The 24605-nt window shown below is 45.6% G+C and carries 24 protein-coding genes; 8 read left to right on the top strand and 16 right to left on the bottom strand.

Features of this window, described 5'->3' with window-relative positions:
* The first annotated feature begins 111 nt into the window (after positions 1–111).
* Together C170_RS21195 and C170_RS21190 are read left to right on the top strand one after the other, a co-directional pair.
* On the top strand, positions 112–750 hold the full coding sequence (locus tag C170_RS21195) for a hypothetical protein (RefSeq protein WP_036613836.1): 639 nt from the start codon (positions 112–114) through the stop codon (positions 748–750).
* On the top strand, positions 750–1733 hold the full coding sequence (locus C170_RS21190; RefSeq protein ID WP_036613835.1) for a HEPN domain-containing protein: 984 nt from the start codon (positions 750–752) through the stop codon (positions 1731–1733). The genes C170_RS21195 and C170_RS21190 overlap by 1 nt, the downstream gene beginning before the upstream one ends.
* A 695-nt stretch (positions 1734–2428) precedes the next feature.
* Here C170_RS21190 and C170_RS21185 read toward each other — a convergent pair.
* The 9 genes from C170_RS21185 to C170_RS21145 all read right to left on the bottom strand — a co-directional run bounded on the left by C170_RS21185 (position 2429) and on the right by C170_RS21145 (position 13178).
* The gene (locus tag C170_RS21185; RefSeq protein WP_036613834.1) at positions 2429–3184 is read right to left on the bottom strand and encodes an SDR family NAD(P)-dependent oxidoreductase; all 756 of its coding nucleotides are present in this window, start codon (positions 3182–3184) and stop codon (positions 2429–2431) included.
* Positions 3185–3507: 323 nt separating this feature from the next.
* Positions 3508–5235, bottom strand: a complete 1728-nt coding sequence (poxB, locus tag C170_RS21180) for a ubiquinone-dependent pyruvate dehydrogenase (RefSeq protein WP_036613833.1) — start codon at positions 5233–5235, stop codon at positions 3508–3510.
* Positions 5236–5492: 257 nt separating this feature from the next.
* Positions 5493–6254: an SDR family NAD(P)-dependent oxidoreductase gene (locus C170_RS21175; RefSeq protein WP_036613832.1), complete on the bottom strand. Its 762-nt coding sequence runs from the start codon at positions 6252–6254 to the stop codon at positions 5493–5495.
* Positions 6255–6406: 152 nt separating this feature from the next.
* Positions 6407–6712: a Dabb family protein gene (locus C170_RS21170; protein ID WP_036613831.1), complete on the bottom strand. Its 306-nt coding sequence runs from the start codon at positions 6710–6712 to the stop codon at positions 6407–6409.
* Positions 6713–6861: 149 nt separating this feature from the next.
* On the bottom strand, positions 6862–7113 hold the full coding sequence (locus C170_RS21165) for a type B 50S ribosomal protein L31 (RefSeq protein WP_036613829.1): 252 nt from the start codon (positions 7111–7113) through the stop codon (positions 6862–6864).
* Between the two features lie 144 nt (positions 7114–7257).
* Positions 7258–7524, bottom strand: a complete 267-nt coding sequence (locus tag C170_RS21160; RefSeq protein ID WP_026081056.1) for an HPr family phosphocarrier protein — start codon at positions 7522–7524, stop codon at positions 7258–7260.
* Between the two features lie 166 nt (positions 7525–7690).
* The gene (locus C170_RS21155; protein WP_036613826.1) at positions 7691–8758 is read right to left on the bottom strand and encodes an NAD(P)-dependent alcohol dehydrogenase; all 1068 of its coding nucleotides are present in this window, start codon (positions 8756–8758) and stop codon (positions 7691–7693) included.
* Positions 8759–8844: 86 nt separating this feature from the next.
* Positions 8845–10992 (bottom strand): alpha-glucuronidase family glycosyl hydrolase, encoded by a 2148-nt coding sequence (locus tag C170_RS21150; RefSeq protein ID WP_036613824.1) that lies wholly within the window; start codon positions 10990–10992, stop codon positions 8845–8847.
* On the bottom strand, positions 10989–13178 hold the full coding sequence (locus C170_RS21145; protein WP_036613823.1) for a glycoside hydrolase family 52 protein: 2190 nt from the start codon (positions 13176–13178) through the stop codon (positions 10989–10991). The genes C170_RS21150 and C170_RS21145 overlap by 4 nt, the downstream gene beginning before the upstream one ends.
* A gap of 219 nt (positions 13179–13397) precedes the next feature.
* Between C170_RS21145 and C170_RS21140 the strand changes: the two genes are divergently transcribed.
* Positions 13398–14309, top strand: a complete 912-nt coding sequence (locus C170_RS21140) for an AraC family transcriptional regulator (protein ID WP_036613820.1) — start codon at positions 13398–13400, stop codon at positions 14307–14309.
* A 79-nt stretch (positions 14310–14388) separates the two neighbouring features.
* Here the strand turns inward: C170_RS21140 and C170_RS21135 are convergent, their stop codons facing one another.
* Complete coding sequence (locus C170_RS21135; protein ID WP_051447334.1) at positions 14389–15792, bottom strand: aldehyde dehydrogenase; 1404 nt, start codon at positions 15790–15792, stop codon at positions 14389–14391.
* Positions 15793–15882: 90 nt separating this feature from the next.
* Entirely contained in the window at positions 15883–16185 is a 303-nt protein-coding gene (locus C170_RS21130) for an ArsR/SmtB family transcription factor (protein ID WP_017688208.1), read from the bottom strand.
* A 271-nt stretch (positions 16186–16456) separates the two neighbouring features.
* On the opposite strand from C170_RS21130, the gene C170_RS21125 reads away from it, so the two are divergent.
* From C170_RS21125 to C170_RS21105, 5 genes are all read left to right on the top strand, one after another.
* Positions 16457–17134, top strand: a complete 678-nt coding sequence (locus C170_RS21125; RefSeq protein ID WP_026081054.1) for a GntR family transcriptional regulator — start codon at positions 16457–16459, stop codon at positions 17132–17134.
* Positions 17135–17174: 40 nt separating this feature from the next.
* Positions 17175–18242, top strand: coding sequence for a mannonate dehydratase (gene uxuA / locus C170_RS21120; RefSeq protein WP_017688206.1), 1068 nt, complete (start codon positions 17175–17177; stop codon positions 18240–18242).
* Positions 18239–19102 (top strand): SDR family oxidoreductase, encoded by an 864-nt coding sequence (locus tag C170_RS21115; RefSeq protein WP_036613819.1) that lies wholly within the window; start codon positions 18239–18241, stop codon positions 19100–19102. The genes uxuA and C170_RS21115 overlap by 4 nt, the downstream gene beginning before the upstream one ends.
* A gap of 205 nt (positions 19103–19307) precedes the next feature.
* Positions 19308–20036, top strand: coding sequence for a DUF421 domain-containing protein (locus tag C170_RS21110; protein WP_051447333.1), 729 nt, complete (start codon positions 19308–19310; stop codon positions 20034–20036).
* Positions 20037–20062: 26 nt separating this feature from the next.
* Positions 20063–20434, top strand: a complete 372-nt coding sequence (locus C170_RS21105; RefSeq protein WP_036613818.1) for a DUF4363 family protein — start codon at positions 20063–20065, stop codon at positions 20432–20434.
* Positions 20435–20549: 115 nt separating this feature from the next.
* Here C170_RS21105 and C170_RS21100 read toward each other — a convergent pair whose 3' ends face one another.
* The 5 genes from C170_RS21100 to C170_RS21080 form a co-directional block, all read right to left on the bottom strand.
* Complete coding sequence (locus C170_RS21100; RefSeq protein ID WP_036613817.1) at positions 20550–21251, bottom strand: M50 family metallopeptidase; 702 nt, start codon at positions 21249–21251, stop codon at positions 20550–20552.
* 42 nt (positions 21252–21293) lie between these two features.
* On the bottom strand, positions 21294–21776 hold the full coding sequence (locus C170_RS21095) for a hypothetical protein (RefSeq protein ID WP_036613816.1): 483 nt from the start codon (positions 21774–21776) through the stop codon (positions 21294–21296).
* A 165-nt stretch (positions 21777–21941) separates the two neighbouring features.
* Positions 21942–23060 (bottom strand): metal ABC transporter solute-binding protein, Zn/Mn family, encoded by a 1119-nt coding sequence (locus tag C170_RS21090; RefSeq protein ID WP_036613815.1) that lies wholly within the window; start codon positions 23058–23060, stop codon positions 21942–21944.
* Positions 23047–23940 carry a metal ABC transporter permease gene (locus C170_RS21085; protein WP_036614002.1) on the bottom strand — a complete coding sequence of 298 codons (894 nt, stop codon included), beginning with the start codon at positions 23938–23940 and terminating at the stop codon, positions 23047–23049. The genes C170_RS21090 and C170_RS21085 overlap by 14 nt, the downstream gene beginning before the upstream one ends.
* Positions 23886–24593, bottom strand: coding sequence for a metal ABC transporter ATP-binding protein (locus C170_RS21080; protein WP_036613814.1), 708 nt, complete (start codon positions 24591–24593; stop codon positions 23886–23888). Before C170_RS21080 ends, C170_RS21085 begins: the two co-directional genes overlap by 55 nt.
* Between the last annotated feature and the right edge of the window lie 12 nt (positions 24594–24605).

Here is a 24605-nt window from a genome sequence, read left to right as displayed (position 1 = left end):
GTGAGGTATACCATTATTTAACATCAGAATTCTATACCTCTATCCTAAACTTCTAGATGGCTTGCTACAATATTTTTTATTAAATATGTTATTAAAGGAGTGTGAACGAGCATGACAAAAGAACTTGATTATTACATAAATCAGTACTTAGCAAATAACTCTAAGAAGCGATTTGATAGATTAATACAAGAGCTAGGCAGACATGACTTCCCTGCTGATAAGCTCGAATTATTATGTACATCAAAGGAAGTTCGTAATTTATACAATCTTGCTAAATTTTATGGTTACCTTGATCGACTTCTTGAAGCCCAGTTTTATTTAGAGATGTATATAAATGAACATCCAAAACATGTGTTTGCTCTTGTAGAGATGCAAACAATTGCTTGTCGTAGGAAAGATCTTCGCACCTCATACAATGTTCTGAAAAAAATTGAACAATATGGAACTTTGGTTGAGACGATTCGAGGTGTAGCACTCCATTCTATGGCCTCTGGACACTATGATCGACTTGAAAGTGTTATAACAGATCTACTTGAAACGAATGTTAATGATAAATTTACTCTATATGTCATTTACGAATCTATCATTCTTTTAAAAGATCCTTTTATTATGAGAAAATTTCTAAAATTAAAAAACAGTGAAATATTTATTTTTTCATCATCAGGAACACAGACTAAGATATTGAAGGATATTTTAACTAAAAGTCTTTTAAACTCATTAATTCAAATAAAGGTGGCAGAGAATATCTAATGAATAGGAAATTTTTAGTCGTGAGAGTTCTACATGGTGATGGAATCGTTTTCCCTTCTTCTCAGGCATATGGAGATGTTGAGATTTATAGTCACAGTGTTGACTTCACATTGGAAAAAGAAGCTATTAACCAGTCTCTCCAATCATTCAATATCGAAGAGAACCTTACGATTGCACAACGAATAAAGACAATCGTGGAATGTAATGAAGAAGTTGACGCAGACATAAAAGCAGAAGCCAAATTTCAACAAGTCTTAGATAACTTAGAAAGACGTTTGTATGGTTCAGGATCAGGAATACTTTTAGATCCAGGATACATTAAAGATCTAGAGTCAGGTATTATACAGCCGCGTTTGCCTAAAAAGAAACTTTCAATGGGGCCAATGTTTAAAGTTCATCGCCACTTTATTGAACCCATAGATACCGAGCAGGCTTTGTTCTTATGGGACAATTCCGAGCTTAGATCTGCAGTAATCCGATGTAATCATTGGTACAGAAACGCGAAGATTGAAACTAACAAACAACTAAGGTGTTTATTTCTTTGGTTTTCTATCGAAACCATTGCCAAAGAAGGCAATGAAAATATCATTCCACGTCTCCTTGTCTCACTTGGCTTTCCTGTAGGCAAAATTGGAGAATTCTTATCTAATGAGATTATTCAAAATATTAAAATTCATCCACAATATAATTTTGCTTATAGATACCTGAGCAAACAGTTTGAAAATATCCGAACACTCAGAAATAATATTGTACACTCAGGTTTCCGTACATGGGACGTACCTTTAGAAGATCTTGAAGAATATGAGAAAATTTTAACCTTAACCTCTTCAGGCATTTACCAGCTGGCTATCAAGGGTTTATTCGAGGGACTTGTTACAATAAAAGAGTTATGGGAATATACACCAATATTTTTCTCTTACCAAGAGGACTTAACTACAAATCTGCATGGTAATATTCTCTACAAATTTTCTCAAAATAAATGATTAAAATTTTGATCATAATCATACCGAGGCAATTCAGACAAAAAAAGTGCCGCCAATCAATTTTAGGCAGCACTTCCAACCCAATATGGAAGCGGATTGTAGATTAATATCTTCACTTAGGATTAGAATCAGTAAGTAATCATCTTATTTTAAAGAGGCTGTAAATCAGTCGGAAAATGGCCAAGCATCGTTGACGTGTTGACCGCTAGCTCTCATGTTGCGCCTAGTCGCGTTACGAATACGATAGATAAAGAGGCCTCTTCTAACCTAATGACGAGGCATTTGATTTTTATGGAAGACAAGACATTGCTCAGTTTCCAAAGATCTGGTCTGAAATGGATAACCAAATCCTGAAGCAGAAATTTATTCGCAGGGAGACTTAACTAGATTAATAACATATGGATGGCTACATTCTTCATTCATGTTCTTTGGATGGAGAGGTTGCAGTTCACCAATTCTCTATGTGAAAAATCCCAAATTAGCCCTTGCGGTTTAAATGCATCTTTGTCTTACCAATTTCTAACTAGTGCATTTCTACTGAAAGACTACCATAGACTTTTACACCGATGTGAGCTTCAGCTACATCATTATGACGAGACTCCATCGCATTTATTAATACCCAATATCGGAACTATCCCGCCTGTTAACTTAATCAATTAGCAGACTATAATTGATCTAGATGACCTGCTGAACTCTTATTGGGCCGTAACTGCACCATCGATCGGATATACTGCACCATTGATATAAGGCGCTTCATCTCCAAGCAGGAAGGAAACCAGGTTCGCGATCTCTTCCGGTCTGCCCAGACGTCCGGATGGAATGCTATCAACGGTTGCCTTGAATACTTCAGGGTTGTCTTTACCGAACTGAATGACCATCGGCGTCTCAATTGTACCTGGGGCAATCGCATTTACACGAATGTTGTCCTTGCCATATTCAATTGCAGCTGTACGCGTCAAGCCCACCACGCCATGTTTGGTTGCTGCGTAAGGTGCAACTGCAGGTACACCAACAATACCGGCTGTGGAGGCCGTGTTCAGAATGGAACCTCCACCTGTTTTGAGCATTTCAGTAATTACATACTTCAACCCGTAGAATACACTTTTCAGGTTAATATCAATGATCTGGTCAAACTGCTCAATCGTATGTTCAATCAGCTTAATACCAGGACCTGCAATACCTGCATTATTAAAGAACATGTCGATTCGTCCGAACTCTTCGACTGTTTTTTTCACATAATTCTCAACTTCAGGTGCTTTACTTACATCTGCTTGTACAAAAATAGCTTTACTTCCCAGCTTCTCAATCTGCTTAACCGTCTCAAGACCTGTCTCTTCGACAAGATCCACAACGACAATGGATGCACCCTTCTCAGCCAGCTTCAATGCTGCTGCTTGGCCCAATCCACTTCCTGCTCCAGTAATAATGGCTACTTTTCCTGCGTGACTCATGTTGATCTCCTCCATGTGTGTGTGTCATCTTGTGATTGGATCGATGAATACGATATGAAACGTACTTACATGCAATGATGCAATATGTAGGTCAAAAATGGCATAAAACCTTCCTGACTTTACCTATTCTAATAGACTTTCGACATAAAAACAAATCATATAATATGCATTCATACTATATCACCTGTCACATTTTCAGCATTTTAATTGAAGGAGCACACAACTATTACGTCTTGTTGCATGCTCCTCTTTTACATATACAATACTTTTTAAGTCGGTATCTCTACAACTTCAAACGGTACATATCCGCTTATCAAAACACTTTAACGTAGCAAATTCGTTTTTGCCAATTCAATAATTTCGTCCCCTCGTCCGTTGAGCACGGCTTTCATCATCCATAAGGTGAATCCTTCCGCCTGTTTGATATCAATCTTCGGTGGTAAGGACAATTCCTGACGATTCACCACCACATCAATCAGCACAGGACCATCATGCTGAAGCGCACGCTGTACAGCTCCTTCGAGTTCACCCGGATCCTCAACCCGAATACCTTCCATGCCCATGGCCTGAGCAACCATCGCAAAGTTGGGATTTACAAGCTCTGTTCCCGATTCAAGGAACCCGGCAGCCTTCATCTCCAGCTCAACAAAACCGAGTGCTCCATTATTAAACACCACAACTTTGATCGGCAGATTATGCTGTTTCAGTGTCAACAGATCACCCATCAGCATCGTAATACCACCATCACCCGACAACGAGATGACTTGTCTGCCCGGATAAGCGACTTGAGCACCAATGGCCTGTGGCAAAGCGTTTGCCATCGTACCATGACTGAATGAACCGAGCAACCTGCGATTACGAGACATCTCGATATAACGGGCCGCCCATACTGTCGGAGTACCGACATCACAGGTGAAGATGGCATTTTCAGCTGCGGCATCACTAATGACCTTGGTCAGGTACTGCGGATGGATGGGCTTTTTACCCGGTTTGCCAACGGCCAGCTCGTCCAGATCTTTGCGTACTTTCACATAACGATCCACACTTTTACGAAGATGTTTGTCACTGTGTTCTTCTGTCAGATAAGGAAGCAAAGTCTCAATGGTCGCTTTCACATCACCACATACGCCGTAATCCAACTTCGTACGCCGACCCAGATGGGAAGATTGAATGTCGACCTGAAGGACAGTGGCATCTTCGGGATAGAATTGACGATATGGGAAATCCGTTCCCAGCATCAATAGTACATCACAGTCCATCATCGCATGATAACCGGATGAATACCCGATTAGGCCGGTAAGGCCGACGGAATAGGGGTTGTCATACTCCAAATATTCCTTGCCTCGTAGCGCAATAACCATCGGGGATTTCAAACGATCACAGAGCTGCATAAGGGGTTCCCGAGCGCCTGCGCAACCTGCACCGCACAATAACGTAATTTTTTTGCCTTGATTCAGATACTCCGCCAGTTTAACGAGTTCAGGCTCAGAAGGATGTACCACGGGGTTGGTTGCGTGATACACATGCTCAGGTACAGGCAGATCGGCTGCTTCAAGTCCTGCTACATCCCCCGGCAATACAACGACGGACACACCCGAACGTGCAACTGCTGTCTGAATGGCCATCGTCAGAGAACGCGGCATCTGTTTGGCTGTTGTAATGACTTCACAATAATCGCTACATTCTTGGAACAGATACTCCGGATGCGTCGCCTGAAAATATTCACTGCCAATCTCGTCACTTGGGATATGTGCAGCGATAGCGAGTACAGGAACACGATTGCGGTGACAATCGTACAGACCATTGATCAGATGCATATTACCAGGACCACTACTACCTGCGCAGACAGCGATACTTCCACTGACCTGAGCGTCCGCCCCAGCAGCAAATGCAGCTACTTCTTCATGACGTACATGAATCCATTCAATCTTCCCAGAACGACGAATGGAGTCGAGTACCGCATTCAAGGAGTCTCCAACAATGCCATATATACGTTTGATGCCAGCGTTCAATAAGGATTCAACCAGAACGTCCGCTACTGTTTTTTTCATAATAGGTGAGTCTCCTTTAATTGCTCATTTTGATTATGTTTCCACTCGGTTAATATACCTATTCTTATACCCCAATCTTCTGAAACCCGAACCAACTCAATATGTATGTCTGGATATATGAAACAAAAAACTACCCCTTGAACCGTTATTTCATTGTTAGCAAAATGCCAAAAAATCCGCTTGTCGAATGACAAACGGATTACGGTTAAATTAGGTTTATTGTTATTTCATGTGAATTCCCTAATCCAAATCAGACATTAGATAGCAGGCATCACATTGCCACCACTTACCGGGATATAGGCACCTGTGATAAATGAGGACAGGTCCGAAGCGAGAAAAGCTACCGCATTGGCGATTTCCTGATCTTCACCCCTGCGCTTCAGCGGCACAGTACGTGTATATGCCTCATCATGTCCAGGCTCACTGGACCGATCACGTTCACTAATTGTCCATCCAGGTGCAACCTGGTTTACGGTAATCTGATACTCACCAACCTCCTTGGCAAGCACGCGATATACACCATCCATTCCACGCTTACCAGCGGTGTAGGCTGATTGATGAGTGAAATTTTGCATCGCACATTCCGTATTGATGCCAATGAACCGACCAGCTCTGATATTTTGCATATGTGGAATGAAAGCTTTGGCAAGATACACACTCTGCATGACACAGGATTCAAACTGGCTCGAGTAATCTTCAGGCGACTGCTCCAACACCGTTGTCCATTCATATTGAATGACTGCATTGGCAACAACAATATCCACTCCGCCGAGGACAGACTGAATCTCATCACGTATCCGAAATGCTGTATCCTGCTTTGTAATATCTCCCTGTACAATAACAGCCTGACGACCGAGTGCTTCAATCTCACCTTGAAGCTCCCGAGCCTTGGTATCATTATTTATGTAATGTAGAGCCAGATTGGCGCCACAGGCTGCCAACGTACGGGCGATGACTCTCCCCAGTTGTCCGGTTGCGCCTGTAACCAGAGCCGTTTTTCCTGAGAGATCCAATTGCATAACAGCGAAAACCTCCTTGTATTCATTTGCCCGAAAACGATTTCGGAAATATGTTACTTTTGTTCATTAATTACCGCGTTATTCAGAGAGATATACAGCATTGTTCAATGCTGTATATGATAGTTCAACTTTTTTACTATATGTGGAGACTATTAATTATGATGTTGAATGAGATCAATTTCCTGGAATCGACTGACTTCCTTTTCCCAACGCTCTGCTACATATTGACGGTGAACCGGGTGATTGTTGTATGCATCATACGCAACCTGATCCGCAAAGACCATCGAGAAGCTGTAATCGAACTCATTCTTCTCACTTACCTGTTTCAGAACCTGAAATTGCTCTACCCCAGGAATGACAGCCAGTGCATCCGAACTTTCCTTCAAAAAGGCTTCGGCCTCCGGTGTATCTTTACCCGCGTAAAGTGTAAACGTTACCATATGTGTGATGCTACTCATCTCTATTTCCTCCTCCAATATGTTCGTACTCGTTTCCTAGTGTACATCCGAATGTGTTGTAAGCGCAATAATTGGTTGAATTAATTTTTAATGTACACAAAAAAACCTCAGGATAAATCCCGAGGTTTTTTTGTAATGTATGGACAAACTTATTTGGTGATGTTGTATTTACGGTTAAATTTATCAACACGGCCACCGATATCCACGTTTCTTTGTTTACCAGTGAAGAACGGGTGGGATGCGGAACTAGTGTCCACACGGATTACTGGGTAAGAGTTACCGTCTTCCCATTCCATAGTTTCGTTAGAGAACTTCGTGGAAGAACTCAGGAATTTGAAATCAGCACTTGCATCGTAAAAAATTACGAGTTGTGTCTTTGGATGGATGTCAACTTTTGGCATAATCTATTTACACTCCTTTAATATGGGTACTTCTTTAGAATCAAACTACATTTTATTATACTCTTTTTTTGGACAAAGTACCAGCAGGTTTTGAGGAATAGCTAAAAAAAATATGATATCTGTGATTTTGCACCTAATCAGGTGTCACGCCGTCCCTTTCTCCAGTACATTCAACATGTACTCCAAAGCCTCCAGTTCATCCCTGCCTCTTGTCTGTAATCTGACAACACTACCATATCGAATGGGTAGTAACGCCATTCCAAGCAGGCTTTTGACATCTACACGATGCTCATGCTCAGACTCCATATACGACAAAATAATATCCGAGGAAAAACGCGACGCTTGAGAAGATACCGACATCAAATCATCCCGATGAAAATCAGCGTGTATCATAAATTCATGTACTCTCACAACCTTCAGTTCCTTTCGCTAAGTACTTATTCACCAATATGGTGTGTATCCATTTATATATTAAAATCATCATGAATTATACCATGTTATGGGAGCTTGACCCATACTTTTTTTGCAAAAAAAACAAAAAAAGAGTCCTGAACCGCAGGACTCTTCCAGGTTGTTCTTACATACCATTCGGATAAACCATGACCTTCAGACTGCCGCTTTTATTGTGTAATGCACGCTCCATCGCTTGCTGTGTCTCTTCGAGTGAATAACGATCTGTAATCAGGGACATCACGTCATGCTGGCCGGAGCTCAGAAATTCAATTCCTGCCGGATAAGTATTGGCATAACGGAATATGCCATAGATATCAACTTCATTGTCCGCAATAAATGGAACATTGAGTGCGATCTCGTCCTGTGCAGGCAGGCCCACAATCGCAAGTTTTCCTCCACGTCGAAGTGAATACAGAGCAGATTGTAGCGCCTTCGGATTCCCCGCTGTTTCCCATGCAGTATCAACACCCACACCACCTGTTAACTCGCGAATCACAGCCAGTGCATCTTCATTCCGCACATTAATGGTATGAGTGGCACCCATGCGGCGAGCTGCTTCCAGCCTAACTTCCTCCAGATCCGTTACAATGATCTTCTCTACACCGAAAGATTTGGCAGCAGCCACGGCCATGAGTCCAACGGGACCCATGCCCATAATCGCCAGGGTTGTACCCGGAGCCAACTTGCTGCGGCGTGCAGCGTGAATACCAACAGAGAATGGCTCGTTCATAGCTGCTTCCTCATAAGACAGGTGATCCGGGATCGGGAATACCATATCTTCACGTATCACCATGTATTGTACAAATGCCCCATCCACCGGAGGGGTCGCTAGAAATTGTACATCCGGACACAGGTTATAACGACCTTCCTTGCATGCCGAGCAACGTCCGCAAGTCACCCCAGGCTCAATAGCAACCCGATCCCCTGTTTTCAGACGTGATACGTTCGAGCCGACAGCAGCAATGATCCCCGCACACTCATGACCCAGAATGATCGGTTTCTCCACCACAAATCTGCCAATGCGTCCATGTTCAAAATAATGCACATCCGAGCCACACACCCCGACGGCCATTACCTGGATTAACACCTCATCCGCTGCCGGTTGCGGGACGGGTTGTTCCTCAATAATAATGTGTCCTGGCTCTGTCATGATAGCAGCTTTCATGGTCTCGGGCAGTTGATATTGTCCCATACGGTTCTCCTCCTCATGTATGTCCATGCTGTCTATTGTACATCAAAGAAAACAAGGTATCTTCTTTCTTCCTTCCTAATTACCAATCAATAGATTGTTCGACCTTGTTCATCCGCAATGCCGCTCTTGCGATAGAAGTACGTATTGATCATGTCCCCCCATTCCTTCGCATGTTCGGCCTGGTTGTCCTGTAAAGAAGCAACTTTGCTGAAAATGACTGGGTCGATTTTGCCCTCCAGCCCTCTCCATGTCTCGGCTAACGCCTCCGCCTGCGCAACACCTTCAAAGTGTGTATCATAAATATGCTGAATGACCGTTTTCCCCGAATGCAGAACATGGGTGTACGGCACGTGATGGAAAAATAATATCAGCTCATCCGGACAGGTGTCTACGGACTCATAACGATCAGCATTCTCAGGGTGATACTGTGACGTGTATCCTGTACCGCTGTTCACGGTTCGATCTACACCAATGCCATGACAATCGGCAAAGTGATACGTTCCCCATTTGGAATACTCGTATCCATCTACATTCGGCCCGTAATGATGTTCCGGATTAACCATCCAACCCACACCGAGAGGCGCAGTATAATTCTCATAGATATCTAATGAAGTCAAAAGCATGCCCGTAACTTGCCGCACAACTTCGTCTTCATGTCCAAAAGTGAGTCTCACCCACTCATCGGCAATCTCTTCCGCGGTCAGCTCCGGATTCCACGCAAGTCTTCCGTATCCATATAGATTCGCCTGCGCGAGTGGATGTCCTGTCCAACAGGCATCTGCACCAATATTGGATACTGCGGCGAAGCCACTGTATGGCCGTTTATACAGAGAACCGTCCGCGATTCGCTTGATCTCTGAACCTTCGCCTTTGGCGTATGTGTCAAAGTCCAATACTTCTTTCCACTGGGGAACCAGATAACAGAGATGACGTTGTTGCCCGGTATACTCCTGTGTGATCTGAAATTCAATCACCTGATTTGTATTTTCCATGGCACCGAACAGCGGGGATACCGCCTCTCTTACCTGAAAGTCCATCGGCCCGTTTTTGATCTGCAAAATGACATTTTCGGCAAAACGCCCGTCCAGCGGCGTAAAGTGGTCATAGGCTGCCCGCGCACGGTCAGTGGAACGATCCCGCCAGTCCTGCTTGCAGTTATAGACAAAGCAACGCCAGATGACCAATCCACCGAATGGCCGAAGGGCTTCAGCCAGCATGTTCGCACCATCGGCATGATCACGGTTATACGTGAACGGTCCCGGACGATTCTCGGAGTCTGCCTTGATCAGGTAACCGCCAAAATCCGGAATCGCTGCGTACACCTTGGCCGTTTGAATGTTCCACCATTCCCGTACCTGCGCATCCAGCGGATCAGCCGTACGCAATCCACCAATCTCAATTGGACTTGCGTAGTTGGCGCTCAGGAACAATCGAATGCCATACGCTCTGAATTCAGCGGCAACCTTCGCCACATCACTAAGATAACGTTCTGTCAGAAACAGACTCTCACGGCGGTGTACATTGACGTTGTTGATCGATATGGCATTGATTCCCGTGGAAGCGAGTAAACGTGCGTAATCCCGGATGCGTACCAAGTCCAGCGTAAATTCCCCGTTATCATAGAAAATGGAGTCTCCTGCGTAACCACGCTCAATGCTGCCGTCCACGTTATCCCACTGATTAATCATTCGTAGCGCATTGGTTGGCTGCTCTGTAATAAAGCTCCACTTATTCACAACGTCATCCGCCTTATGTGCACTCCCTTGATCCATTGTCAGCTCTCGAAGCAGATGGAATGCACCATACAGCACACCTTGGGGAGTCTCTGACCCAATGACCAGTACACCCTCGGTCTCGTTCTCACGAATGATGTACCCTTCCCCTTGAACAGTTGAACGCTCTGTCTCGCTGAACAACCCAGCCACGGAAGCGCTCCCTGTCCAAGTGCCGATTCGTATTGCGGGAGCGGAAGCATGATTGTCCCGTTCACTTTCCTGAGCATCAGACAGATGACTGACCGACGGTTTCACGCCATATAACCTCTCCAGTCCCCGTGAAAGTTCGGTCAGAGCTGTTGTAATTACTCCATGGTTCTCTTCCACCAATATCAGCTTGCTCCACGCAGGAGCCGTCTTTTGGGCAAGTCCATTCGCTCTTGGCAATTCAGAGTGATACCCCAGCCACGCATCGTACTGTGGACCCGACAAAGCAGATTGAACGACGGATTGGCTCATTGTACCGCCTCCTTGCTGGCATAGATCTGCCCAAGGTGATTCCCTTTTCCTTCGAGTAGCCATAGAATCGACGTTACACCACGCGGATAGTACTTGCTGCCAACCGCCACACCAGACAGGATCTGGTCACTCCAGCACCAGTAGGATTCCTCCGGATGCAGAAGCCAGTTGACATGAGCCGCGTCTGCTGCCTTGCCTGTCTCATTCCATTCCACACCCAGCAGCTCTCTAGCGATAAACTGGGACAAATAGATTTTGCTCAGCCACGAGTTATTGCTTGTTGAGGACAGTTTCCAGCCCCCATCTTCGAACAGACATGTTCCCGGTACAAGAACCGTCTTCAGATGAGTTTGGAGTGCTTTCAGATAAGGTCCAAAACGACCATTGACATCCAGTGCTGCTTCACAGCCTGTAAAGTACGGGAACACCAAACCTTCAATCGCCGGAATGATTCGAGAATCATTATTTTCTGCAATAACAGCTGGAATGTAGCCGCCATCAGTCAACTGTGCAGCAATACTGGCAGCGCAGCGATCCGCTTGAAGTCCAGCTTGATGGGACAGATCGGCCAACTTCTCAGTTGCGAACAGCTTCTCCAATGCAACATAGACCGCCCAACATTTACCCGCCAGATAGATATTATTGCGAGACTGACCAAGTGACACATCCAGGCTATCGTAGGTTGTAATCTCCGCTCCACCTTGGGTACGGCTACTATCCAGACCCATCAGACCGTTACGCTGCTCAGCGTCGGGATGGTCACGATTAAGCATGCTTTCGAAGCAATCCTGGATAACAGGCAACATGTTTTTCACAAAAGCTTGATCCTGTGTCTGTTCAATGTATACTGTCGCGCAGCAGAGCCAGTTCACCAGCTCCTCGTGGCTCATCTGTGAGAAACAGTCGTCAATGCCAACCAGCTCATATGCCGAGTGTCCAGGGCGTGAGAACACATTGGCAACACCAATATCATGGGTAAAGGTAATTCCGCCCGGATATAACTTCTCTTCCCCCGGGAAACGAACCTGATCCGTATAACTGTATCGTTTCACAAACCACTCCAGCTCATTACGCACCGTCCATGGATTCAAGGCAAGCTCGAAGTACAACTGATCAGCCGTCAGATCAAGTGTGTTCATCATCCGATACTCCCCTTCGTTCACCACCCAGAGTGGCTCACCATCGGCATCCAGCAGTTGAGTACTCGCATAATAGCTGTGAATGGAATGAGCAAGCATGAATGATTGATCTTCGGTCAAAGCAGCCGATCCAAGGCGTTGTTCAACCTCTCCACAGGATGCAGTCAACTCACTAAAGCGTTGTAGTGCATACTCTCCTGCTGCCTGAATATCGGAGAAATAGCGCGTATACCAATACGTTGTGTCCATGCCGGTCGTCACAATGCCCCCGCGATAGAAACATACTGCGAATTGATACGTACGTTTCTCTCCAGCCGGCACCTCCATCAGTAGTGCAGCGGTTGAGCCAAGTCCAAATGCCAGATTCTCCCGATGTTTCTCCTGCAACAGTTTCTCCAGCGTAAATCCGCGTGCGGGCCACAGTCCATCATCTGCTGACATAATCGCTGTAAGTCGACCTTGTCCCACACCTGTGATGGAGCCACCTTCCGGTCCTCCAATCAGACGCATCGCAGAGTACGGATCATTGCCCTGATAGCCAAAGTAGGCTTTGCGGGATTGTTGACCTTCCGTATTGTCAATCGTCATCTCAACCAATACGGCAGGTACGAGTGCATCCATTAATTCTTCACGATCCCCATTCGTTGGATCAGGTACTGGACGTACAGGCGAGTAGATACGGAACGTCAGATCTCCTGCAGTCCACGTATCCGTACCTGAGGTAAATTCACGGGTAATATCTTCATCGCGAAAAGCCGTAATAAGAGGTTGTGGAACTTTGGTCGCTGTTGTCGACGCAGGGTCCCCATTCTCCAGCTTCTCTACATCATAGCGGCTGCTCTCATCCTCGGAAGCTTCATAAAAAGGAAGCGCCTGATAATTGTCGCCATCGCGAGATTGTAATCCAATATATATATTCTGGTCAGCCGGCTTGCCGAGCTCAAGACCCAGCCCGCCTTTGGCTCCTTTGTAACCCAGTGTAAAACTCGCAAAAGCACCAATCGGTGCGTGATGTGCATTATAAAAGATGGATTTGGACGTATTCATGAATCATAACCCCTCTCAGAATGGTATGCATACGTTTTCATTAGCCCCATCCTAACACGTGGTTCCACCTCCGACCATGATCAAATCAATCGGATATTTACCCAAATCAAGCTGATAGACTATAATAGATTAAAGCGGTTACAAAAAAACATTCCAATTGATATACGTGCGTAATCCAAATCACATTTTTTGAACAACGTCTATGAAGGAGGATCTTCCATGTCTTCAACGTATTTGCCTCCTACTTTGGGAGAAAGTGTCCATGAAGTTTTTTATCCAGATGTGCAAACAACGGTTAATCTCTTCGCCATTCATTTACGAAGTGTGGGTATGGACTGGGATTATCCGGCGCATGAGCACCCTCAATATGAATTGAATTATGTCACTGAAGGCGAGCAACGCATGATGGTGAACGGTACCTTATATATTCAAAAGGCTGGCGAACTGCTCCTGATTCCTCCGGGAAGCATTCATTCCAGCCAGAGCCATAACCGCAAGGGATTCACGTATTTTTGCATGCATTTTGACATTGATGATCAGTTGTTCCTATCGTTGCTGGCTCGTATCAAACAAGTGCGATTCAGTGCGGATAGTCCGGTTACACAGCAGATTGAGCCGGTTTTGCGCAAATTGATGTCATCTGCGGATGATGAAACAGCAAATACGATGGTACAGCGTATGCAGTTGCAATCTGCGGTATTTGAACTATTTGGCCATCTGTGGGAGGCGGTCTCGAAAGAGGCAGCTCACTGGTTTACCGACGGACACGAGAAGATCGAACTCGCCCACCAGATTCGTAATCGGTTGCAAGGCCTGATGAGTCAGCAATTCAAACAGGGACACGAGTCCAACGGTCACTATGGCATTGATGATATTGCAGCAGAGCTGGGCATCAGTTCTTCTCACTGTAATCGCGTGTTCAAGCAGGTGTTTGGTCAGTCTCCTCGTGCTATATTATCCCAGTTGGTTTTGCATGAAGCGAAGCTTCTTCTGGGCAATCCGAAGCTGTCCGTTCAAAATATTGCCGCCATGCTTGGTTATAAGGATATTGCCCATTTCAGTCGTCAATTCAAGCGCTGGTCCGGCATGTCACCCTCCCGTTACCGACAGGAACAGCCTGCTCTGGAATAGGTCCAGTAGCAGGCTGTCGGGCTTGATTCAACTTTTTCATAATTCGATTCAAGATGTTCTCTGTATTTAATATGAAGTGTTATTTCAACAAACGCTTAATCAGCTTCAGCTTGTTATCATACGGTGGATACAGAATCGGCAGATTCAATTTGGTGCTTTTTTTCAGTACACTTTTGAGATGAGAGAAGGTTTCGAAGCTGTACTGCCCATGATACGAGCCAACACCAGAATGACCAACACCGCCAAACGGCAGACGTGGATTCGCTACATGCGTGATGGTATCGTTAATGCAGCCGCCTCCAAAAGAAACTTCGCGCAGCACTTTGTCCTGAACCTGGGTGTCGGAAGTGAACAGATACAAGGCGAGTGGTTTCGGCCGCTTTACGATTTCTACAATGGCTTCATCCAGGTTACGATAACTAATGATCGGCAGAATCGGTCCAAAAATCTCATCTTCCATCGTTGCTGCATCCCAGGACTCCGCATCAATCAGTGTAGGTTCAATAAAGCGATCTTCCTCATCCGAAGCTCCCCCATATATCACTTTGGCATGATCCCGTTCAATCAAAGTCGTCAGCCGTTTAAAATGTCCCTTGTTCACGATTCGCCCATAGTCCTTGTTGTGCTGAATATCCGATCCGAAGAAGGACACAATCGCTGCTTTCATCTCCGTAATTAACGATTCCTTCACGCGCTCATGCACAAGTAAATAATCGGGTGCGATACAGGTCTGTCCTGTATTGAGCAGTTTGCCCCATATAATGCGCTCAGCTGCTACTTTGATATCCGCCTGTTCATCCACGATGACAGGGCTCTTGCCTCCAAGTTCTAACGTAACGGGAACGAGATTTTTGGCAGCTGCCTCCATCACAATCTTGCCTACCGGTACACTGCCTGTAAAAAAGATATAGTCGAATGGCGCGTTAATCAGCGCTGTTGTTGTATCTTTTGCACCATCGAGCACTTGTACGTATGCCGGTTCGAACACACTCGCAATCATTTCACGTACAACAGCGGACACCGCAGGTGTATTCTCTGACGCTTTGAGCACGGCTGTGTTACCTGCTGCAATCGCACCTACCAATGGTTCGATTAAGAGTTGAAAAGGATAATTAAACGGTCCGATAATCAGAACCGCCCCGTAGGGTTCGGGTATGATATAACTTTTCGAACCCAGGAGCGCCATTTGCGTTTTCACTTTAACGGGTTTCACCCATTTATTCACTTTACGAATGGTGTGTGTGATGCTGTCCATCATAAATCCGATCTCGGTTGTGTAGGATTCGAACTCACTTTTGCCCAAATCCTGATAGAGAGCTTCTGTCAGTCTGGATTCGTACTTTTGAATGGCCTGCTTCAGTTGGGTCAGACGGGCAATTCGAGCTTCTGCCGATCGTGTTGCCCCGGAACGAAAGAATTGTCGTTGCTGCTCCAAAATCTGTTCAACTTCCTGACTGGTTACTTCCTGTATAGTCGTTGTCATATATACATACTCCTCTATTCATTATTGATCAAGTGTTTAAACTTACGAACCTATAAGACACATGCAAAAGCATGTTTGATCACTATTACTCTACAGACACTCTTCTTCCAAAGCAGCTACCAGTTCCTTCAGCAGTTCCACCGATGCATTCAATGAAGCCGAATAATAACGCTGTGTGCCCTTCTGCTCCACAGATATAAGTCCCTTCTCTAACAACAGCTTGAGATGATGAGATATGGCTGGCCGGGATAGGCTGGATTGTTCGGTAATTTCATTCACTGTCATTCTGCCTTTCTCGGTGAGTGTCAGCAAAATGGATTGACGATGGTTGTCACTTAACACCTGAAATAACGGAATACAGGTTTGAAAAACGCTAATTGCTTTTTGTCCCATGGTTTCACCTCTATACTATTTCTTCTTCATTATTTCTACGTATATTTCTCTGTTTGATGTCTGTTGGTTTAAACATTCGAACCTAATGACTGAATTGTACTCTTTAATCACTTGAACTGCAAGTGAACTATCAACTAAATTTAATATAATGCTTATAAAGCGCTTCCATACTACCATACAAGTATGGTAGTATGTCATTGAAGGAGTTGAAGTTGTGGAATATACCCCAAAGTTATCATCCAGAGCCGGTTTGTTGCCTGTTGCGAGCAATATGTCTTCCATGAATAATAAGCAATCTTACTCAACGCGAGATGTCGTTTACTTCACGCTGAAACAACTCATTTTGAGTTTGAAAATGCCTCCGGGAACAGCTATTTCTGAGAAGGAAATTTCGCTGGAGTTCCAGGTAAGCCGGACACCTGTTCGAGAAAGTTTTGTAAGGCTTGCACAGGAAGGTCTGCTGGAAGTGTATCCACAGCGTGGCACATACGTCTCTCTGATTCAGGTCGATCTCGTTGAGGAAGCACGGTTCATGCGTGAACAGCTCGAACGAGCCGTAATCAGGCTTGCCTGCGAGAACTTTCCGAACGAACAGATGGTCGCTCTTGAACAGAACCTTGCTTGGCAACAGGAATGCAGGGTCAAACCGGATGATGAACGAATGTTCCAATTGGATGAGGAATTCCATAGCACTCTTTTTGCAGGCTGCAACAAAAGCAACACCTGGACTGTTATCCAGCAGATGAATGTACATTTGAATCGAAGTCGCATGTTACGCCTGTCCTCGGACCACCAGTGGGATCACCTGATTGAACAGCACCGGTCTATGGTCAAGGCCATTCAGCAGCATGATGCCGACACAGCAGAGCGACTGATGCAGGAACATTTGCATTTAACTGTCACCGATTTGGCCGTCCTGCAGGATACATATCCGTCCTATTTTCAATGACTGAATTTTTCTTCCTACTATTCATGATGAGGTGAACGTGATGAGAATGGTTTTTCGCTGGTTCGGCGAAGGCAATGATACGGTAACGCTGGATCATATCCGGCAGATTCCGGGTGTTGAAGGTATTGTGTGGGCACTGCACGATGTTCCTGCTGGCGAGGAATGGCCGATGGACAAAATACTCGCTGTAAAAACAGCAGCGGACAAGGCCGGGTTACATCTGGATGTCGTTGAGAGTGTGAACATCCATGAGGATATCAAGTTGGGCCTGCCATCAAGGGATAAATACATTGCGAACTATATTAAAACGATGGAGAAACTGGCTCAAGTTGGTGTGAAGGTCATCTGTTACAACTTTATGCCAATCTTCGACTGGCTTCGCACGGATATGCACAAGGAAATGGAGGATGGCTCAACTGCCCTCTTCTATGAGCACAGTAAACTTGCAGATATAGAACCTCTAGAACTCGTTCGACGCATTACGGAAAACTCCGCACTCACCATGCCAGGTTGGGAACCAGAACGATTGCAGTATTTAACAGGTCTGTTCGAAGCCTACAAGGATGTAACCGAGGATCATATGTGGGAGCACGCACGTTATTTCCTGCAAGAGATTATGCCTACAGCCGAACGGCTGGGGATTCGAATGGCCATCCATCCGGATGACCCACCATGGCCAATCTTTGGATTACCAAAGATTATTACAAGTCAGGAGAATGTTCGGAAATATTTGAATCTTTATGATAGCCCTTACAACAGCGTGACACTATGCAGTGGCTCTTTGGGAGCGAATGCTGATAATGACATTATCGGGATGATACACGAGTTCAAGGATCGGATTCCATTTGCCCACATTCGTAATGTCAAAATCTACGAAAACGGCGACTTTATTGAAACGTCACATCGCAGTCAAGATGGAAGCGTCGATATTGCGGGGGTTGTTGAGGCTTATCATGATATCGGTTATGAAGGTTATGCAAGACCCGACCATGGTCGTCACCTCTGGGGAGAACAGTGCCGACCTGGTTATGGACTCTATGACCGGGCTTTGGGGATCATGTATCTCTGGGGCGTCTGGGATTCCCTGCAAAGGAGGGCAAAAGCATGAGTGAACACCAATATGAACGCTCATCTCGTCTCGAAGGCAGAACGGCTGTAATCACCGGAGGTGCTGGAGTATTATGCCGCTCCATGGCGGAAGAACTCGCTCGGCACGGTGCAAGTGTAGCCATCCTGAACCGCACGGTGTCCAAGGGACAGGAAGTTGTATCTGCGATAGAAGCTGCCGGTGGCAAAGCGATTGCTATTGCCTGTGACGTAACCCAGGCCGATAGTGTGCAAGCAGCGGCAGATGCGGTGCTGGAACAGCTCGGACCATGTGATATTCTGATCAATGGCGCCGGTGGCAATAACGCCAGTGCCAACACCACCAATGAAATTTTCAGATTGGAAGATCTGGAAAAGAGCGATGTCACTACATTTTTCGATGTAAGTGTAGAGGGATTTCGTCAGGTGATGGATCTGAATTTTGTCGGTTCTCTCATCCCTACTCAGATCTTTGCAAAACATATGATAGAGCGTGATGTTCCCGCTACTGTCATAAACATTTCTTCCATGAGCGCCCCATCGCCCATGACGAAAGTTCCAGCGTACAGCGCTGCGAAGGCAGCCATTAACAACTTCACGCAGTGGCTCGCCGTTCATCTGGCCGAATCCGGTATTCGTGTCAACGCTATTGCACCCGGGTTTTTCTTGACCGAGCAGAACCGTAATCTATTACTGCAACCAGACGGCTCACCTACGGAGCGTTCCAGTAAAATTATTGCTCATACACCCATGCGCCGCTTTGGCAAACCGGAAGACCTGCTTGGCACATTAATGTGGCTTGCGGATGAAAGACAATCCGGCTTTGTCACTGGCACAGTCATTCCGGTAGATGGCGGATTTATGGCGTACTCTGGTGTTTAACGATTAACGTGTAAATGAATCAGTTCAACTAATATAGGTATTTAATGAAACCGAAGCTCGGGATACATACCCAGGTTTCGGTTTTTTGCGTTCAAGCATAAGATCCTCCAGCGTAGGAAAAGCTTGTTATAATGCGTGTTCAAAGCAAACTTTTCAAACTAGCTCTTAATACAGCTACGGTGAACTAAAGGAAGGTGATACATATATGATGGAAGAAACATGGGTTGTTGCCGTACGGTCTATTATTGCCTTTCTGACCCTGATCATCTATACAAGGGTGCTGGGCAAACAGCAGATGGGTAACTTGACGTATTTTGATTACATTAACGGTATTACAATCGGTTCCATTGCGGGTACGTTTGCAACCGATCTCTCGTCCAAGGCGTGGATTCATTTTGTGGCCTTGACCATTTTCACAATCATTACGATCATCTTTCAGTATATTACGCTGAAGAATCGCACCATCTCCAAATTAATGGACTCAGACCCCACATTGATCATCCAGAACGGTAAAATTCTCGAACAGAACCTGAGTAAAATGCGAGTCAAATTTGACGAATTGACCATGATGCTGCGGCAAAAGGATGTATTTGATATTACGACGCTGGATTATGCGATTCTGGAACCGGATGGCAGCCTCTCGGTTGTTTTGAAACCTGAGAATCAGCCTGTAACCGCCAAAGACATGCATATGCATCCTCCAAAGAGTAAGCTGATGACTGAGATTATCATTGATGGCCTGCTGATTAAGCAAAATCTGGAGGAAAGACACAAAGATATTAATTGGCTCAGTGAACAGCTTAAGAAACAAAAGATCACGATACAGGATATTGCTTTTGCCGCCATATTGCCTAATGACAAATTGTATGTTGATCTGTTCAAGGATAAGATCACCGAAAAAATCGACATGGGCGATTATGAGGGGCCTTTCTAAACTCTTTACATCAAGGAGGCGGTTGAATGAAAACGCGTTTCTGGCTGTTATATGTGCTTCCGATCTTCCTCATTCTTGTGTTCGTTGCAATTATGGCTAGCGGAGCCTTTCTCAAAAAGCCCTTTGGCAACGATGATCGCTTGCTTGAATCTATACAAACGTTAGAGAAACAGGTTGAGGGTAAAAAATGGACTGAAGCCAAGTCTCAAGTTAATTACGCAATGAAGGCCTGGGATAAAGTCGTCAACCGCATTCAGTTCAGTGTGGAGCGTGAATCAATTTATGATATTCTGGGGACCCTCGCTCGGATGAAGGGCGGCGTTACCGCAGAGGACGATAAGGCGATTATGGAAGAGATTTATTACTTTTATGTGTTATGGGATAATCTTGGAGATTAGGTTCAATATCTTTAATATCAAGCTTGAATATCAGAAGTAAGTCCAAAAACAAAAGGCACTATCCTTTTATGAAGAAAGGAAGTGCCTTCTTTGCTTTGATATAACTTTATATCCATTACGCTCTTCGTAATCCCCGAGACCGTGACGATCGCGAAGTACCTTCTTTGCGGAAAAAGAGACCGAGTGCTCCCTTGGCACACCACAGTGCAAACAAAGCGAACAGCGTGCCCCAAAACAGCGCGGGAAGGAATGTCTGTTGAGCGAGATTCGCTGCATCCCCTGCCCGTGAAGGCTGAGTCCAGGACATAAATCCAACGTATACAGCACTAACAACCGACTCTTCCAGCGTAAGAAACGCCAGTAACAGATAATAGTACTTCACGATCTTGGCACCAAAAATCATAATGACAACGTTCAGTACGATGAACCCGGTCAGCCATAACATGCCGAACTCCCCTCTTACATATAACAGGAGCGACACCAGAGCGACAGCCGTCATAATACCAAGTCCCCACATGTGCAAGCCTTTGCGGTATAAGTAAAACAACAGCAAGGCGAACAGTGATGCACTGATATATCCCGCCAGAGAAACCAGGATCGATCTGCCTGGCGTCAGCATGGAAGAGTAAGTTACACCACTATGATCAGCGTATAATTCAATGCGCAGCACTTTACCGGACAATACCAGTGTCATTAGTGCATGACCGAATTCGTGAATCATCGTATCCAGGTTACGGAACAAGGACGAAAATGGGATGAATCGTGTAAGAAAGACGGAGCCTAGTAGAAAAAGTATCGTTTTGACCCACTTATTCAATCGTGTATACCTCCTTTACCTTCAAGTAAACAAGCCTATCCTTTATACTACGCTTTTTTCACTCGATTCGTTTCGGCTTCCGAACTGTACGGCACAGTGCTCCATCCACCAGCAGAAGCTCCGATTGTGTCCAATGAAAAAAGAAGATAGATCATAGCGGCCCTTTTCGGCCTCTAGCGTAACGAGAAGTCGATTCCGCATCCGACGGAGGGCATAGTGCACGAATTGATCTGCTACCTCACTTTGTATCAGGGTAACATAAGCATAAAGGGAATGATCGACAGGTTCATCAAGCGGACTCACCCCTGCACATGAAAATTCCGTCCTCACGCCCGCACTCTGAAGTATGGACAATGCCTTCACGAGTTCGGCATCAACTTCAACACCGTTCCAAATCTCTGTTTTCTTCGCGGATACTGTATGTTTATCACGTTCCGTCCAGTGCATCAGCTCCAGCTTACGCCGTCTCCACAGATGGGCAGGCTGTTCACTTAACAGCACTTCATGTTCCTCATTTAAACTCATGCAATGCGTCCTCCTGTTCTGCTTGATCCGGTCACCTTATTCAACAAAGAGAGAGCACATCACTGTGCTCTCTGCTTTGCAAAAAGGCAAAGGAATGGCGATCCATTCCTCAGCATGTTGTATTATTGTACCTTTTTCGGTGACAGGCATCAAACTGATTTTAAATTATTCGTTTAGTGCCAGTTTCAGAGCCTCCAGATTCTGTCTCATCACGCTAATGTAGTCCATTCCCGCCGCAATTTCTTCCTCGGTGAGTCCCTCAATCGGATTCAATACAGCCGTCTTGGCCCCCACTTCACTTGCGATTGTCTCAGACACTTTGGATGAAACCAGTGTTTCGAAGAAAATCATTTTCACCTGATGCTCTTTTGCAAAATCAATGACAGATGCCATCTGTGCTGCCGAAGGTTCTTGCTCAGGAGACAATCCTGCGATGGGCACCTGTTGCAATCCATATTCCTTGGCAAGATAACCAAATGCAGCGTGTTGTGTGATGAAATCCTTACGTTTGCTATCCGTCACAGCCGCCTTGAAGTCCTGATCCAGTGACTCCAGTTGAGCAATGTAGGCATCTGCATTCTGCTTGAACTGTTCGGCATGTTCCGGGGCAGCCTGCGCCAAACCTGCTTCAATATTGCGCACTTCCTTTACAGCCAATGCAGGTGACAGCCATACGTGGGGGTCGAGTCCACCGTGATCGTGATCATGTCCTGCTTCTGCCTCTGCGTCATGATGATGGTCGTGTTCTTCCGTAGTCGCTTCATCTGCATGATCGTGATCATGTGCTTCCCCAGCGGATTCATCGGCATGGTCATGCGTATCCGTTCCATCGGAATCTTCATGTCCATGATCATGCTCATCTTCTGTACCTTCAAGCAGGTTAATTCCTTTGCTCGCTTCCACCTGAATGAGTGAAGCATTGCTCAGACTTCCGGTGACCTGATCAATCCAAGATTCCATGCCCGCACCGTTGTATACAAGTACATCTGCTTTTTCAATGCTGGCAATATCTTGTGGTGTAGGCTCCCAATCATGGGGCTCCATTCCTGCTGGAACGAGTGTATGCACATCGGCCAGATCACCTGCCACATTTTTGGTGAACTCATACATCGGGTAGAAGCTGACCTGCACGTTTAATTTTGCTACTTCACTCTCTACGGGTACCGTATTACCGGCACCCGTAGAACTTGTATTTGCATCAGAAGCGGATTTTTGTCCGCAGCCTGCGACGATAAGTGTGAGGCTGAACAACAATCCGAGCGTAGCTTTTTTACTGAATTTCATGTGATGTATTCCTCCTAGAATGGTTGACCAGAATGAGGTGCTGTGATTTCGTTTCTTTGCGGTGACGCTTGCGGTTATATCGTGCAATCAGCTTTTGCGCTGATATTCCAGTTAATAGAATGACCAACAGGATGAGTGCAATTGTTCCTCCCGGTGGTGTATTTAGATGGTAAGATGTTGTGAGCCCGCTAAAAATACCGATTAATCCTGTAATTACCGCGACAATAATCGCTGCTGTAAAACTGCGAGACACTCTCAGTGCCAAGGCAGCAGGTAATACAATGAGAGCAGACACCAGCAACACACCGACGATCGGCATGGCTGAAGCTACAGTCATTCCTGTCAGAATGGCAAATGCAAACGATAAACCTCTTACCTGAACGCCTCCAATGGAAGCAGTCTCTTCATCAAACGTAAAGTTATACAACGGTCTTCGGAGCAGGATGAAAAAAAGTAAACCTATGACACATACTCCTGCCATCATCCACAACTGCATATCGCTAACCGCGACAATAGATCCGAATAAGTATGAGCTGAAGGTCTTGGACAGATTGGTTTTGAGACTCATCAAAACCACAGCAAGAGCCAGTCCCGAAGTCATGATGATCGCCACAGGTACCTCGCTGTAGGTTCGGTAACTTCGCCGCAGTTGTTCAACCAGTAATGCACCGATAATTGCAATCGCGAACCCGCAGATCACCGGGTTAAGATTCATGACTGAACCGAGCGCCACCCCTGCGAGTGAGACATGGGATAACGTGTCTGCCATAAGGACCTGCCGCCTGAGCATCAGATAAACCCCGAGAATTGGAGCGATGACTCCAATCAGTCCACCTGCCCAGAAGGCACGTTGCATGAATTCGTACTCAAACACTGCCATTCCTCACTTTCTTGCCGCTCCAGAGTAATCGTTCGGTCCAATCGATCCCCCATCTCTTCCAGTCCATGAGTAACCATAATAATCGTTATCCCATGAGCATCAACATAGTGGCGCATCAGATTGTAAAATCCCTCACGGCTGTGGTGGTCCATTCCCGTTGTTGGCTCATCCAGTACCAGAACCTGCGGTTGCCCAGCCATAGCTCTGGCAATACAGATCCGTTGCTTCTGTCCGCCAGACAGCTCACCGACGCGTGTATTCCGATATTCCCACATACCAACTTCCCGCAGACTGCGTTCAACGACGGCATCCTGCTCTGCTGTGAATCTGCGGAATAATCCCAGACTGGTGTAACACCCGGACCGGACCAGTTCATTCACCGTACTGGGAAATCCACTATTAAATGATGCCACCTGCTGGGGCACATAACCGATATTGGACTTGTTCCCACGTTTCAACTGCGGATTCATATGTATCGTGCCGCTCCAGGGCTTTAATAGCCCTAGCAGCAGCTTTAACAGGGTCGTTTTGGCAGAACCGTTGGGACCTGTGATGCCTATGAACTCTCCCACATGGATATCCAGCGACAGTTGATCAATGACCGGCTCTTTGCCATATCCAAATACAACATCACGCATGGAGGATAGTATCATGCCTTTCCCTCT

This window comes from Paenibacillus sp. FSL H7-689, from assembly GCF_000517905.1.
In the GTDB taxonomy this organism is placed as follows: domain Bacteria; phylum Bacillota; class Bacilli; order Paenibacillales; family Paenibacillaceae; genus Paenibacillus; species Paenibacillus amylolyticus.
The sequence above is the reverse complement of the archived record's forward strand: the minus strand, read 5'-3'. Positions and strand labels throughout refer to the sequence as shown.